The following is a 13,975-nucleotide window of genomic DNA, read 5'->3' on the forward strand; positions in this document are numbered from 1 at the left end:
CGTTCCTTCTTCCGACTCGTCGGTGGATGGGTTGCATACGGTGGATTCGGCTACGTGCGGTTGATGGTTCGAGGTTCGCCGAGCGTGAGGGTGCCGTCTGCCAAGCCCGCGATCGTCAGGCGGCGGGCCTCGGCGAGGGCGTCGGCCTGGGCGCGCAGCAGGCGTTCCCGGCGTTCCGTCTCGGCCAGTAGGGCGTCGAAGCGCAGGACCTCGTCCGGGTCGAGGTCGGGAAGCTGGTAGTCCTCGGCACGGCGGGCGGGGCGTACCGCGCTGGGGCTGCGGGCGGTGCCGCGGGCCGCGCCGAGCAGGGCCGCGAGGACCCGGGGGGTGAGCGGGCGGGCGGCGTCGGCGTTGACGCGGAGCACGCGGGCCGGGAACGCGACAACCGAGAAGCCGTCGTGGTCGACGTGCACGCCGAGGCGGGGCGCCAGGGTGTAGACGACGTCACCGGGCTCGGTGAGCGCCGCCCGTTCGTACGTCGTCGCCAGCAGCAGGCGGTCGATGCGGCGTTCGCCAACGGGCCGTTCGCCGGTGATCTCCTCGGGACCCAGGACGGTGTGGTGGCCGTCCCGGGTGAGGTCCTTCTCGTCGACACGGTGGCCAGGGAGCCGGGTGACCCTGCGTGCGGTGATCAGCTTGCCGAGGGTGGTGCGCTCAGGCAGGCGGCCCACTCTGCGCTGTACGGCTCCTCGGTAAGGGCCTCGCTCGTCCTCGTACGACCGAGTGTCCGCCGTCGCGCGCTCCAGGCGAGCCTCGGCCTCGGCGATCAGGGCGGGGCGTTCGGTGACCTTGTCGGACCAGATCGCGGAGGCCGGCGGCGCGGGCGGGGTCAGGGGACCGCCGAAGGCCCGGTCCAGGTCGGCGACGGGGACCACACGGCCGTAGCGCGGGTCGTGACCGTCGAGTCCTCGGAAGCCTTCTGCCCTCCAGAGGAGGACGTCCTCGGCGAGCCGCACGCGCACACCCGGCGTGAGCTCTTCCGAGCTGATGTCGGCCAGTAAGACCTTGCCCTCCGCCGCCGGGACAGCACCGCGTGTGAGCGTCCACAGCGCGGGACGGTAGCCGGGGCGGAAGGGCAGGACCCCGCCTGGAAGCGCGATGACCGACTCGACGATGTTCTCGCGCAGGAGGGCCGAGCGGAGCTGGGCGGCCTCGGTGCTCTTCAGTTCGTCGACGAGCGCGTCGGCCGGTCCGAGGACGAGGGCCGTGCAGCCGGGGCGGAGGAGGTAGGCGACGCGTTCGAGCTCCGTCAGGGCGGCGAGTACCGAGCGGTCCTCGCCGGGGCGGTACGGGAGCTGGGAGACTACGAGGTCCGGGTCCGCGAAGCGTTCCTCCAGGTCGGTGCCGGTCTGGACGTCGAGGTCGAGTTCGCCCACGCCCGCCAGCAGGAGGCGGCGGCGGGTGATGCGGGTGAGCCGGTCGTCGGGGTCGGCGGCGAGGACGGTGACGCGGTCGCGGTCCTCCGTGTCGTCGACGAGCGCGGCGAGCAGGTCGCCGGCGCGGGCGTGCGGGTCGGCGAGGGTGAGGGATTCGCCTCGCTCAAGGCGGACGCGGAGGTCGGTGAGCTGGGTGAGCAGGCTCCGCAGCTCCGGGGTGACCGCGTCGGCGGCGAGGGAGTCCAGCCCGAGCCGGGAGCGGGCGGCGAGCAGCCACTCGTACGCGCCGCGCTCGTCGTAGGCGGATTCGACCAGGTCCTCGGCGAGGCGGGCGAGCGGGGCCGCCGTGGCGTCGATCGCGCGAAGCTCGCGGAGTACGAAATCGTCCTCGGCGTCGATCCGTTCGGCTCGGCGCAGCAGCGCGGACCAGAGGGCCTCGTCGGCTTCGGCGTCGGGCGGGGAGGCATTCGGGCCATCGTCGGCCAGCGGCCGGCCGTCGAGCCGGCGCAGGCACAGCAGGCTGCCCAGCGTCTCGACCAGCTGCCACGGCGTGAAGCGGTCCCGCAGCGCGATGATGCCGAAAAGGGCCAGCTCGGACCGGAGCTCCTGCGGGACGGCGTTGCCCAGGCCGGAGGCGATCAGCCAGTCGGTCACCTGTACGCCGTCGAACAGCGGTCGTCCCGAGTTCTCGGACACGGCGGCGGGGAAGTCCGGGTGGCGGCGGCGCCAGGTGGAGACGACAGGCCGCTTCACCCGGGCGAACGTCGCGATGTCGGACATCGACAGCAGGAGGGGCAGCGGCGCTGGGGAGCGGAGTGCCGAGTCCGGCAGACCGGTGATCACGGTGCGCGCCCCTCCCCCGCCCATCTATCGTCACATCAGCCGCTTCGGCCATCAGGCCGGGCCTCGTCTTGCGTCACGGCTCCGCTTGCAGCGGATTCTCGCCCGACGCCACAAGACGATACGCCGACCTCGGCGACGTGAGTGCACCTTCACTTGATAATGACGGTTATCAGACCTGGATGCAGATTCACCCCATGGGGCTGTCTCATCCGGCTGGGTGATTCACATCCGAAGTGCCGCTGTCTCCCGAGAGATGCGCCGGAATGGCGGATCGGTTTCCCGACCGGACAGCACTGAGGGGGTGGCAGCGGGAAATGTTCGAGCACAGCCGTGGTCCGTCTTGCCGCAAGGGGCTCACTGCGCGGCGCACCCACCGGTCAGCGGCGGGAGCTGGCGGCATGGCTGCGCGACCTCCCGGAGAAGGTGAGGTTCTCCGCCGGAGTGCCACAGGCGCCGGGCGCGTCGGGCACCCGCTCACTCGCTTCGCGCTGGGGCTCCCCCTGGCGAAGAGCCGCTCCAGCCGCGACCGCCCCCCGGTCCCCGGGAGTAGGTCATCTGTCGAGGGATCCGCGATCACGACCGATGTCCGAAGCTGATGCGCATCAGCCGACTGTCAGCCCAGTCTTCGAGCCGAGTCGGCCGGATGGTGCCGGGGTCGTGGGGCTGATTGAGATCCGCCACGATCTCCGCCAGCACGACCTGACGTTCAGTTGGGTCGGTGACAGGCGTGGCCCGTGCAGGCAGGTCCGCGCGGATCCCGTTCTTGAGGTGGAAGGTGAAGTCGGGATCGGCGAGAAGGTTCGCATGCCAGTCGGTCGCGGCACCGCCGGCGCCGCTGCACAGGTAAGTGGCGCCCGCGGCTCGGTAGAAGAAGATCTCGATGCGGCGTGCTCGGCCGGTGCGGCGCCCCTGCGTCGTGATGTCGATGATCCGTTCCCTGGTGCCCGCGGCGGGGGTGATCTCGATGGCTCGTCGGATGTGGTGGGGCAGGTGGGATGAAGACGCGTCCCGTGCGGAGTCGTTCGACCCGGTCGTGTCTGGAGTGCTCATGCGGTCTCGGCCTGAAGGGCGGGGCCGAGGAGGAGTCCACCGTCGATGACGTACTCCGACCCCGTGATGAACGACGCGTCCGATGACGTGAGGAACAGGAGAAGACGGCTGACTTCGGTCGGCTCCCCGAGCCGGGGGACGGCGAACGGCTCGGGCGAGTAGAAGTCGGCGATTGCCGCGACTGCGCCGGCTGCTGGTTCGTGGATGAAGGAGGTCGATATCACGCCGGGGTGGATGGTGTTCACCCGGATGTGGTCGCGGCCGAGCTCGAGTGCTGCCGTTTGGGTGAGGCCTCGCACGGCCCACTTGCCGGCGACGTACGGCGCGTAGTGAGCCGTGCCGCCCAGGCCCATGGTCGAGGCGATGTTGACGATGGCTCCCCCTGCTGCGCGGCGCAGAGCGGGGGCTGCGACCTTGATGCCGAGGAAGGTCCCTGTGAGGTTGATGTCGAGGATGCGCGACCACGTGGCCTGCTCCGTGTTTTCGATTGTTGCGGGCGGATTCTGCACGCCCGCGTTGTTGACGAGCACGTTCAGGGCGCCGAAGGCGCTCTCGGCGGCCAGCACAGCGGCGGACCACGAGCTCTCGTCGGTGACGTCAAGGCGGGCGAAGCGAGCGCGGGTCCCGAGCTCGTCGGCGAGAGCGGCGCCGCGTTCCGCGTCGATGTCGCCGATCACCACGTTCGCTCCCTCCGCGTGAAAGGCGCGCACGTGGCTCGAGCCCTGGCCGCCGGTCCCACCGGTCACGAGCACGGTCTGGTTGTCGAAGCGGGGCATCGGATGTTCCTTGGGTACGTGGGTGAATGACCGGGATCACCAGTGATGAACGGCGGCCAATGGTGAGCCGGGCGACTCACCATTGCCCCGACACTAGGTCGGCGGCAGTGGCGAGTCAAGCCACTCACCTCGTATGCTCGGCCCATGAGCAGAGTCGTGACGACGTATCACCAGCGCGTCGCCCAGGAGAAGCGCGCGCTGATCGTGACGGCCGCGACCGCACTGTTTCTCGAGTTGGGCTACGACCGGACGTCGCTGGCGCGGATCGCAGAGCGCTCGGGCGTTTCGCGGGCCACCTTGTTCAAGCAGTTTCCGAGCAAAGCCGCCCTGTTCGACGCCATCGTGACCGAGTCCTGGTCGACCGCCGACGAGGAGGATCCTCCGCCGGCAGGCAACGTCGTCGACGGACTCGGCATCATCGGTCGCCGTTACGCCGAGTTGCTGGGCCGCGCCCAGATGACCGACCTGTTCAGGATCGTCATCGCCGAGCTGCCGCGGTTCCCTGAGCTGGCCCATGCGCAGTTCTCGCACGGGAAGATGCCCTACTTCGAGTCCGTACGCAGCTACCTCCTGGCTGAGCACGAGGCGGGAACGGTGCGGGTCGAGGACGTGGACCTCGCAGCCACCCAGTTCCTGGGCATGATCTCCAACTACGTCTTCTGGCCGACTCTCCTGGTGCCGGGCTGGGAGGTGAGCGCCGAACGCGTCGCTCAGGTAGTCGACGAGGCCGTCCGCACCATCGCCGCCCGGTACGCCGCGACTGGACCAGGGGCGTCCACCAACGACTGAGTCCCGCCGACCGCGACCGAGTCCCGCCGCCACCGAAGAAGCCGATGCCTACGCAATCGAGGCCGTCGACACCAAGGGCGTTCGCGGAGCATCCCGGGGCATCCGGGGGCATCCGGGGGCGGACGCCGAGGGAGGGAGTCTCGATGTGTTGACCCACCTCGATCAGCCTGGCATCAAGCATCAGCACGGCCCGACAAGAGGCCTCAGCAGCGGGCCCAAACGTGCAAGGCTGCGCTCTCGGGGTGGAAACTCCCAACGACAGCAAGAGGGGTGGCCCAAGACCCGCAAGCCAGGCCCGCAGCTGCACCCTCATCTGTGAGGAGCCGCTTCGGCGAGGTCCCCACCTCCCTCATCAGGGTCTTGCGAGTGTGGCGCCTGCCGTGCGGAGTGAGCCCCGGGGCGATCGGCACCCAGCACGTGTCGGCCCGCCCGGATGCTCCTCGCCCGCGTGCCGGGATGCCCGGACACGGCTCAGCAACCACAGGCACTGACCGCTCTCGAGTACCCGCTGCGGCGGGTCATCGGCCCCTTGACCGCGATCACCTGCGGGAGGAGCATCCTTTCACCGATAAAGGAGTTGTGATGCTGCGGTTCATGGACTGGTCCGTGGTCGCGATGGGGTGCGCGCTGGTCCTCACGAGTCTCGGCGGTCGATGGTGGGAGCGGACCAAGGTGCGGAAGGGAGGCAGTCCTGATCGGGACATGCGTTTCCTCTGGGCATGGCTCCCCCTCCTCATGGGCCTGGGGATGATCAGCGCCAAGCTGCCGAGCTTGCTGCTCGCGCCTCACCAAGTCGTCATGATCATGGACACTCTCAACGGCGTACTGGCGGCCACAGGGCTGATCTTGGCCCTCCGGGCGGGGCGTCGCTTCTCTCGGGCGCGGAGTCTTCGCACCCTCGATTGACGGCAGCACGGACGGCAACCAACGCGGACGGCAGCGGCACGATCACCGATACCGCCGAGCTCGGAACCGATGAGGACCAGATCGGCAGCTCGGGCGAGGTAGACCGGGAGCGCCTACTATGGGGTAATACGGGATAGATTCTGGGGAATCTGCGATGGGACTTGGCGCCAGGATTCCAGTGAGGAAGCGTGGGTTTCTTGCTCGTGGGGCCGTGGGGATCGTGGTCGTCGTCGGGCTGGTTCTGGCTGCGGGTGGATGTGGGGGCGGGGGAGAGAGTGGGGACGGGCGGCTCAGCGTGGGGGTGTTGCTTCCGGGAGGCGGGGCCTCTCGGTTCGGGCAGTTCGATCGGCCTCTCATCGAGGCGAAACTGAAGGAGCTGTGTCCTGGGTGTTCCGCTGTCGTGGCCGCCACGCCTGATCCGGCGGTTCAGCGGCAGCAGCTCGAGGCCATGATCGTCAGGGATGTGGACGTTCTGATCATCGCCGCCGTTGATCCGCAGTTGCTGCATCCGTCGGTCGAGGCCGCTCATCGGGCCGGGATTCCTGTTGTCGCCTACGACCGGCTCGCCCAGGGGGCCATCTCCGGGTATGTGACGTTCGACGGCGCCACTGTCGGGCGGCTTCAGGGGGAGGCCCTGCTCAAGGCCATGGGGCCTCGGGCTTCGGGTGGGCAGATCGTCATGATGAACGGGGCCACCACCGATCCCAACGCCGGCTGGTTCAAGCGGGGGGCGCTGTCCGTCCTCGAGGGCAAGGTGAAGATCGGCAAGTCCTACGACACCGCCGGGTGGCGGCCCGAGAACGCCTTTGTGAACATGAAGGGCGCCATCGCCGCCCTGGGGGCCGGGAACATCGACGGTGTCCTTGCGGCCAATGACAGTCTCGCCGGGGCCGTCATCTCCGCTCTCAATGCCACCGAGGTCAGGCCGCTGCCGCCGGTCACCGGGCAGGATGCCGACCTCGCCGCCGTGCAGCGGATCGTCCGGGGCGATCAGTACATGACCGTCTACAAGCCGTACAAGCCCGCGGCCGACGCCGCCGTCGAGATGGCCGTCGCCCTCGGGCGCGGGGAGTCGGTGGCGTCCATCGCCACCGGGAGCGTCGACAACGGGACCACCGAGGACATCCCCGCCGTGCTCCTTCCGTCCGTCTCCGTGACGGTCGGGAACATCAAGGACACGCTCGTCAAGGATGGTATGTACAGCATTAGTGAGATTTGCACTCCTAAGCTGCGGTCTGCGTGTGAGGACGCAGGACTGATCCGGTGAGGAGGTGGCCTCCGTGCCTCAGCCCCTGCTCGCGTTGCGTGGCGTCTCCAAGCGGTTCGCCGCCGTCCAGGCGCTGGTGGACGTCGAGCTGGAGATCCGGGCCGGGGAGGTGGTCGCTCTCGTGGGCGACAACGCCGCCGGTAAGTCCACCCTGGTCAAGGTGATCTCGGGGGTCGGTCCCGCCGACAGGGGCGTCATCGAGTGGCAGGGCAGCGCGATCCAGATCAAGCGGCCCCAGGACGCCCAGGGGCTGGGCATCGCGACCGTCTACCAGGATCTCGCGATGTGCGACAACCTCGACGTCGTCGGCAATCTCTTCCTCGGGCGGGAGATCCATCGGTTCGGGATTCTCGACGAGGTGGAGATGGAGCGGCACACGAACGAACTGCTGCACACCCTCTCCATCCGTATCCCCGATGTGCGGGCGCCGGTCGCCTCGCTCTCCGGCGGTCAGCGGCAGGTCGTCGCGATCACGCGTTCACTGCTGGGCACGCCCCGGCTGCTGCTGCTGGACGAGCCCACCGCCTCGCTGGGCGTCGAGCAGACCAGTCAGCTCCCCGACCTCATCGAGGCGCTGCGCGACCGGGGCCTCGGGGTGCTGCTCATCAGCCACAACATGGGCGACATCAAGGCCGTCGCCGACCGGGTGGCCGTCCTGCGTCTCGGCCGTAACAACGGGCTCTTCGACGTGAACACGACCTCCCAGGAACAGATCATCTCCTCCGTCACCGGCGCGGCGGACAACGCCGTCGGCCACCGTTCGACCCGCCCGGAGGAGACGTGGCCGTGAAGGGGAGGCCGCCGCTCGAGGAGTACTTCGGCACGGTGCGTCGGCGGCTGCACGAGCGCGATCTCGGGCCGCTGCCCGTTCTGCTCGCTCTCGCCGTGACCTGGGCGGTCTTCCAGGGGCTCAACGACAAATTCCTGTCGCCGCGCAACCTGTCCGTCCTGAGCGTGGACATCGTCGGGACGGGCATGATCGCCGTCGGCATCGTGTTCGTGCTGCTGATCGGGGAGATCGACCTGTCGGTGGGGTCGCTCGCCGGGCTGGCCGGCGCCATGTTCGCGGCGCTGAACGTGAACCTCGGGATGCCGGAATGGCTCGCGGTCGTCATCGCGGTGCTCGGCGGGGCGGCCGCCGGGAGCGTCCAGGGGCTCTTCTTCGCCAAGATCGGGGTGCCCGCGTTCGTGGTGACGCTGGCGGGGCTGCTGGCCTGGAACGGCCTGATGCTCTACCTGCTGGGGACCGAGAGCACCATCAACTTCAGCGAGGACGGACTGGTCGCCATGCTGACCAGCCACTACTTCAGCACCGCGGTCGTCACGTACGGTGTGGCGGTGCTGGGCACGGTGGCCTACCTCCTCGTCTCCTTCCACGATCGGCGGCGGCGCGGCGCCGCCGGGATGCCGCACCGGGCCGTGAGCGAGATCTGGGCGCGCACGGCGCTGCTCGCGGCGACCGCGTTCGCCGTCGTCTATGTGCTGGGGCGGTTCGAGGGGCTGCCGCTCGCGCTCCTCATCTTCATCGGGGTCATCGTCGCCACGGACCTCTTTCTGCGGCGCACGCCCTACGGGCGGCAGGTGCTCGCCCTGGGCGGCGGGGTGGAGGCGGCGCGGCGGGCGGGCGTCCATGTGGCGCGGGTGCGGATCGCGGTGTTCGTCGCGTCGGGGGGACTGGCCGCGATCGGCGGTCTGTTCGTGGCGTCGCGGCTGACGTCCGCGAGCTCGGTGCCGGGCTCCGGCATGCTGCTGATCAACGCCGTCGCCGCCGCCATCATCGGCGGTACGAGCCTGTTCGGCGGGCGGGGCTCGACCTGGTCCGCGCTGCTGGGGGTGCTCATCATCCAGTCGATCGCCTCGGGCATGGCGCTGCTGGGGGTCGAGCCGCCGGTGCAGTTCATGATCACGGGCGGGGTGCTGCTGGCCGCGGTGGTGTTCGACTCGTTGGCGCGGCGGGCCGCGGAGTCACGGGGGCGGGTCTAGGCCCCTCGCAGCCCTCCCAGGGGCCAGATCCCCCGCCTCTCGAGCCCCTCAAGCCTCTCGAGCCCCTGGAGCCCCTGGAGCCCCTGGACCCTGGCCTCCAGGTGCGGCGGCGGCTCCGGGCTCAGCTCAGTGCGCCGCCCCGTCCGGTTCGCCCGCCGCTGACGGGTGGACGTATCTGCCGTGGTCGAACGGGGTGAACCAGTCGCCGATCGCCGGCGGAGAGGCCGCCAGGGGAGAGACCGCCAGGGACGGGACTCCGAGGGCCGCTTCCACACCGTCCTCGTCGATGCCGTCCGGCGAGTCCTCGTAGAGCCAGTCGTAGAGCCACTCGTGGTCCATGTCCTCGAACACTCCGGCGGCGAACGCGTCGAGGGCGGCCGAGACGTCGTCGTCGAGGAGTTCGTACAGCTCCAGGGTCATGGTCGCCTGGCCCAGCAGGAACCTCAGGGCGAGTCCCTCGGCGACGCAGCTCAGCCGTTGGAAGCTGCCGTCGGTGAAGCGGGTGGTCATGGCGATCACCGTGACGAGGAAGCGGCGGGCGAAACGGGCGTCGTACTGGAGCGCGTAGCGGTCGGGAAGGCGTTCCAGGTGCCAGAGGGGGCCTTCGCACTCGGCGACGGTGGCGTCCTCCTGGGTCAGGACCTGGACGTCCTCGAACAGCTCGTCCACCAGGAGGTCGGTCGCGTGGACGAGGGCGCCGGCGGCGAGTCGGGCGCTCTCGGTCGGGACGGCGTCCTCGAGCACGCCGAACACGGCCGGTGGGAAGGAGCGCAGTTCGTCCGCCAGGCTCAGCATGCGGATGCGCGCGGCCTCGCTCTTCGCCCCGGCCGCGCGGCCCTCCGCGACGCCGTCGGTAGCCGGGACCTCGGCGTGCCGGGCCTTGCGGACGGCGGGGTCGTCGGGCGGGGCATCGGGGCCGTCGGCCGCGTCGAGGCTCTCCTTGGCCAGATCCTGGTGCAGTTCGACCTCGCACCGGTCGATCTTCCAGTCGGCCAGCAGTTCCGTGCGCTCCAGCAGTTCGTCGACCAGCGCCTGCACCGAGTCCTCGGCGAACTCCAGGGCGGGAGCCTCCACGATGACCTTCAGCAGGGCTCCGCCGGAGTAGACGGCCACGATGGTGTCGAGAACTTCGACCTCCACACCGTCGGGCCCCTCGACGGCCCTGACGGACTCGAATCCGTCCTCGATGAGCGCCACCGCGCCGGCGCGCTGGAGCGGGTCCATCTCCGGAGTGCCCTCCGGGATGCTGATGTCCACGGTCACTACGTACGTCACATGTCCGAGCCTCGCAGGAAGGGGCCGCTCTGCGCGAGGGGATGGGCCCGCCCACGAGGAAGCTCTTCGTCCTCGTTCAGGCCGAGTACACGCGCCGTTACGGTTTCGACGACACCACGCGATGGACGAGCGCCTGCCGAAAGAAGCGACGGCTGTCCTACGAGCCCCCGTGCGCGGAGGGAGCGGGGGTGCAGGGGGCAGGGGATGTTTCAGTGATCCCGATCACAACGAGAAGGGAGCTGCGCCGTCCGCTCCCGTCGGACCAGCAGGCTTGTTAGCCTTGGCCATAGCCCGGTCGCTGGTGCATCCCCCGTCACCAGCGACCGGGCCTTTGCGTGCCGACCGGCACCGGGTGATCCGCGCGCCGGAGTCCCTCAGCCGGAGCCGCCCGGTCCCGCGCCGGCGGCCTGGGCCAGCCAGTGGGCGATCCGGCGCAGCGTGGTCTCGTCGACGTGGTCGACCAGGGCCTGGACGGCAGCCTCGTCGTCCGGGGCGAGGTCGTAGAGGCCGGCCTTGCCCAGGCCCGCCATGAGAACCTGCTGGCGGCGGTCCTCCATGCGTTCCGCGAGCTTGGCGTGGCCCTGGGGGGCAGGCCCCTCGGCAGACGGCGCCGGAGAGGCCGCCGTCTCCGCCCCTGGGACGGCCGGGTCGAAGCGCTCCCACTCCGCGCCTGCCCCGGCTTCCCCCGCCTTCCCGTTCCCCCCTGCCTTCGGACCCCACAGGGCGACGACCGCCTCGTCGCCCCGGGCCCGTTTGACCTGGGTCATCTCGCCGATCGCGTACAGCACGGGCGTGCGGTCGGGGGAATCGGCGGCCTGCCGCCAGGACGCCGAGGGCGGGTCGTAGAACATCGCCACCCAGCGGGGAGCTCCCGGTGGCTGCGGGCTCGCAGTCGCGGTCGAGCTCGGAGTCGGAGAAGGAGAAGGAGAAGGCGAAGGAGTCGGAGTCGAAGTCGGAGTCGGAGTCGGAGTCGGAGTCGGATGGGTCGAACCGGTCGAACGGGTCTCCATGGCGCTCGCCCCTTCTGCGTCGGTGCACGTGGGTCGGCGGACGTGCTTCGGCGCAGCAGACGATATCTGACGGACCGTCAGGTATCCAGGCTCGGACGGTCTGCTTGACCGCCGCCGCGATCGCCGGACGGGATGGCGAGGCGGCCCGAGGAGCCGATGCGCACCGACAGCACGGTGCCGGTGTCGCAGGCCGCCCGCCTGCCGCACCGGGTTCCAGTACGGGCGTGGGCGTGGAAGCTCGGGTGGCCGAGCACCGCCGGGTTCTCCGGGAACGTCATCGAGTGGCAGCCCTTGGCGGCGACCCGGATTCAGGCGCCGCCGACGCTGTCGCGGGCGAGGGCCGCTGCCCGTTGGTCGTTGCAGACCGGGAACGGGGCGTCGGCGGCGACCGGGTGTCGCTGATGGGCCTGGAGGGCGGCGCTGACCAGTGTCATGAGCAGGTCGATGTCCGTCTCGCACTCCAGATGGACGGTCACCCACGGCGAACCGGGCAGCAGCCGGATGGCGCTGGAGTGCCGCAGATCCCTCTCGAACCGACGGATCGCCTTCGCGGTGAGATGCAGGTCGACACTCCGGTCGGAGTGGAAGTGCGCGATCTCGACCCCGCCCGAGCGCAACGCCCGACCGGTGCCGCAACTGGGCCGGCCCTCCACGAGGTCCGGCCAGATCGCCAGTCGTGTCAAGGCACGCGAGGCCGCCGTCATGGACCCCATCATGGGGCGATCACCGCCCGGCCACCAGAGGTCGAGAAAGGCTTAACCGGGCTGTATCGCGGAGAGTTCCACTCCCTCGTTCCACTCCCTCAGTTGTTCCACGACTCGTCGTAGGGGTCGCGGGGAGTCTTGGTCGGTTTGGCGTCGGTGACCTTGATGAAGGGGATCGGGCCGTTGTTGACCGGGTCTCGGGTGGTGCGGGGGGTGTAGGCGCCGGTGACGGTCATCCAGGTGTCCGGTTGGAGGACCGGGGGGATGGCGCCGGTCAGGCCGACCTTGACCGGCTGGGCGTCGGCGGCGCAGCAGTTGAGGGCCATGCGGATCAGGTACGGGGTGCCGTCGTGGTCCAGGGCCACGAAGCCGGTGAGCTGGACCTCGCGGCCGGTGAGGGTGCGCCCGTGGTCGTACACGGCTCGGCCCGCGTAGTCGACGACGCTGAGGGGCAGCGGGTCCGTGGCGGGCAGGGCGGGGTAGGCGAGGGGCTCCTGGAGGGCCGTGCCGGTGCGGGTCGCGCTGTACGAGCCCAGGGCCGGCGGGGCGACCAGGATCAGCGCCAGGAGGGGGAGGATCAGCAGCCAGGAGACCCGGGGTTCGGGGTGCGGGGCGTGGTCCGGGGCCTGCGCCTGCTCGCGCCTGGTTCTCTTGCGTTCGTACCAGGCCGTCGCCAGCGCCGTCAGGATCAGGACCGCGCCTGCCGCCAGCAGCAGGGGGCGCAGGCCCGCCTTCACATAGCGGAGGTAGAGGTCGGTGGTGCCGGCGTGCAGGAGGGCCGCGCCGAGGAGGAAGAGGACGGCCGCCTGGGACTGTCGGTTCACAGGAGTATCCATCCCGTCAGCAGCGCCGACGTGATCGCCAGCAAGAAGGTCGCCGGGGCGAAGCGCAGGGCGAAGCCACGGCCGAAGGTGCCCGCCTGCATCGCGAACAGCTTGAGGTCGATCATCGGGCCGACCACCAGGAAGGCGAGCCGGGCCGTGAGGGAGAACTGGGTGAGGGAGGCGGCGACGAACGCGTCCGCCTCCGAGCAGATGGAGAGGATCACCGCGAGGACGGCGAGGGTCAGCACGGCGACCGCCGGGTTGTCCGCCGCCGTGCGCAGCCAGCTCTCCGGGGCGACCGCCTTCAGGGTCGCCGCCGCCATCGCGCCCACGACGAGGAAGCCGCCCGCGTGCATCACGTCGTGCCGGACGGAGTCCCAGAACGCCGCCCCCTTCGTCTCCCCCTCGTGCGGCGCGTGCTCGGGCAGCCGCAGCCAGTCCGTGCGGCCCAGCCGTTGCCACAGCCAGCCCATCGCGCACGCCGCGAGCAGGCTGGCCACGAACCGGGCCAGCACCATCTCCGGGTTGCGGGGGAAGGCGACGGCCGTGGCCGTCAGCACGATCGGGTTGATCGCCGGGGCGGAGAGAAGGAAGGCGAGAGCCGCGGCCGGGGTGACGCCCCGGCGGACCAGGGCGCCGGCCACCGGGACCGACGCGCACTCGCAGCCCGGCAGCACCGCGCCCGCCATCCCCGCGACCGGCACGGCGAGCGCCGGACGGGAGGGCAGCGCCCGGGCGAAGAAGGAGGGGGGCACGTAGACGGCTATCGCCGCCGACAGCAGGACTCCGAGGACGAGGAACGGCAGCGCCTGGACCACCACCGCCACGAACACCGTCGTCCAGCTCTGCATCACCGGGGCGGACAGCGCGCGGCGGATCGGGCTCTGCAACAGCACCAGCAGGACCAGGACGATGGTCAGGACCAGCGGGGAGGTGAGCCGCCCGGGCTCTTCCGGTGACGCGGCCGACGGCGGCGCGGCCGATGTCTCCCCTCGGTCGGCGCGCGCGCCCTCCTCGTGCGGGGCCGGCTTGGTGATGGCCACGGGTCGGGCACCTCCGGGTTGCGTGTGCTCCCTGTTGCCTGTTGCTCGCATTCGCTCCCCTTTCATACGGAAGTTCCGCGTGGGGTGTTCACGCCCTCGGTGGAACCTCCGTGGAACCTTCCGTCCCGG

General features: G+C 70.4%; 14 protein-coding genes and 1 pseudogene. 5 read left to right on the plus strand and 10 right to left on the minus strand.

Annotation, left to right across the window (positions count from 1 at the left end; all coding sequences use genetic code 11):
- Nucleotides 1-50 precede the first annotated feature (50 nt).
- From AB0J04_RS05715 to AB0J04_RS05725, 3 genes are all read right to left on the minus strand, one after another.
- Nucleotides 51-2,219: a hypothetical protein gene (locus AB0J04_RS05715; RefSeq protein WP_363167099.1), complete on the minus strand. Its 2,169-nt coding sequence runs from the start codon at nt 2,217-2,219 to the stop codon at nt 51-53.
- A gap of 573 nt (nt 2,220-2,792) precedes the next feature.
- Nucleotides 2,793-3,269, minus strand: a complete 477-nt coding sequence (locus AB0J04_RS05720; RefSeq protein WP_363167100.1) for a nitroreductase/quinone reductase family protein — start codon at nt 3,267-3,269, stop codon at nt 2,793-2,795.
- Nucleotides 3,266-4,045, minus strand: a complete 780-nt coding sequence (locus AB0J04_RS05725) for an SDR family oxidoreductase (RefSeq protein ID WP_363167101.1) — start codon at nt 4,043-4,045, stop codon at nt 3,266-3,268. Before AB0J04_RS05725 ends, AB0J04_RS05720 begins: the two co-directional genes overlap by 4 nt.
- Nucleotides 4,046-4,189: 144 nt before the next feature.
- On the opposite strand from AB0J04_RS05725, the gene AB0J04_RS05730 reads away from it, so the two are divergent.
- Entirely contained in the window at nt 4,190-4,834 is a 645-nt protein-coding gene (locus AB0J04_RS05730) for a TetR/AcrR family transcriptional regulator (protein WP_363167102.1), read from the plus strand.
- Between the two features lie 308 nt (nt 4,835-5,142).
- Here the strand turns inward: AB0J04_RS05730 and AB0J04_RS05735 are convergent.
- A pseudogene (locus AB0J04_RS05735) lies at nt 5,143-5,328 on the minus strand (LacI family transcriptional regulator); the annotation flags it as partial.
- An 88-nt stretch (nt 5,329-5,416) separates the two neighbouring features.
- Here AB0J04_RS05735 and AB0J04_RS05740 point away from each other — a divergent pair.
- The 4 genes from AB0J04_RS05740 (at nt 5,417) to AB0J04_RS05755 (ending at nt 8,990) form a co-directional block, all read left to right on the plus strand.
- On the plus strand, nt 5,417-5,740 hold the full coding sequence (locus AB0J04_RS05740) for a hypothetical protein (RefSeq protein ID WP_363167103.1): 324 nt from the start codon (nt 5,417-5,419) through the stop codon (nt 5,738-5,740).
- Between the two features lie 154 nt (nt 5,741-5,894).
- On the plus strand, nt 5,895-7,007 hold the full coding sequence (locus AB0J04_RS05745; RefSeq protein WP_363167104.1) for a substrate-binding domain-containing protein: 1,113 nt from the start codon (nt 5,895-5,897) through the stop codon (nt 7,005-7,007).
- Between the two features lie 13 nt (nt 7,008-7,020).
- Entirely contained in the window at nt 7,021-7,797 is a 777-nt protein-coding gene (locus AB0J04_RS05750; protein ID WP_363167105.1) for an ATP-binding cassette domain-containing protein, read from the plus strand.
- The gene (locus AB0J04_RS05755) at nt 7,794-8,990 is read left to right on the plus strand and encodes a sugar ABC transporter permease (protein WP_363167106.1); all 1,197 of its coding nucleotides are present in this window, start codon (nt 7,794-7,796) and stop codon (nt 8,988-8,990) included. The genes AB0J04_RS05750 and AB0J04_RS05755 overlap by 4 nt, the downstream gene beginning before the upstream one ends.
- Nucleotides 8,991-9,116: 126 nt before the next feature.
- Here the strand turns inward: AB0J04_RS05755 and AB0J04_RS05760 are convergent, their stop codons facing one another.
- From AB0J04_RS05760 to AB0J04_RS05785, 6 genes are all read right to left on the minus strand, one after another.
- Nucleotides 9,117-10,265, minus strand: coding sequence for a hypothetical protein (locus AB0J04_RS05760; protein WP_363167107.1), 1,149 nt, complete (start codon nt 10,263-10,265; stop codon nt 9,117-9,119).
- A 374-nt stretch (nt 10,266-10,639) separates the two neighbouring features.
- Complete coding sequence (locus AB0J04_RS05765) at nt 10,640-11,116, minus strand: hypothetical protein (protein ID WP_363167144.1); 477 nt, start codon at nt 11,114-11,116, stop codon at nt 10,640-10,642.
- Between the two features lie 236 nt (nt 11,117-11,352).
- Nucleotides 11,353-11,553: a hypothetical protein gene (locus AB0J04_RS05770; RefSeq protein ID WP_363167108.1), complete on the minus strand. Its 201-nt coding sequence runs from the start codon at nt 11,551-11,553 to the stop codon at nt 11,353-11,355.
- Nucleotides 11,554-11,583: 30 nt separating this feature from the next.
- Complete coding sequence (locus AB0J04_RS05775) at nt 11,584-11,979, minus strand: luciferase family protein (protein ID WP_363167109.1); 396 nt, start codon at nt 11,977-11,979, stop codon at nt 11,584-11,586.
- A gap of 98 nt (nt 11,980-12,077) precedes the next feature.
- Entirely contained in the window at nt 12,078-12,803 is a 726-nt protein-coding gene (locus AB0J04_RS05780) for a TIGR03943 family protein (protein ID WP_363167110.1), read from the minus strand.
- Complete coding sequence (locus AB0J04_RS05785) at nt 12,800-13,846, minus strand: permease (RefSeq protein ID WP_363167111.1); 1,047 nt, start codon at nt 13,844-13,846, stop codon at nt 12,800-12,802. The genes AB0J04_RS05780 and AB0J04_RS05785 overlap by 4 nt, the downstream gene beginning before the upstream one ends.
- Nucleotides 13,847-13,975: the final 129 nt, after the last annotated feature.

Source organism: Streptomyces sp. NPDC050263 (genome assembly GCF_040655955.1).
In the GTDB taxonomy this organism is placed as follows: Bacteria; Actinomycetota; Actinomycetes; order Streptomycetales; family Streptomycetaceae; genus Streptomyces.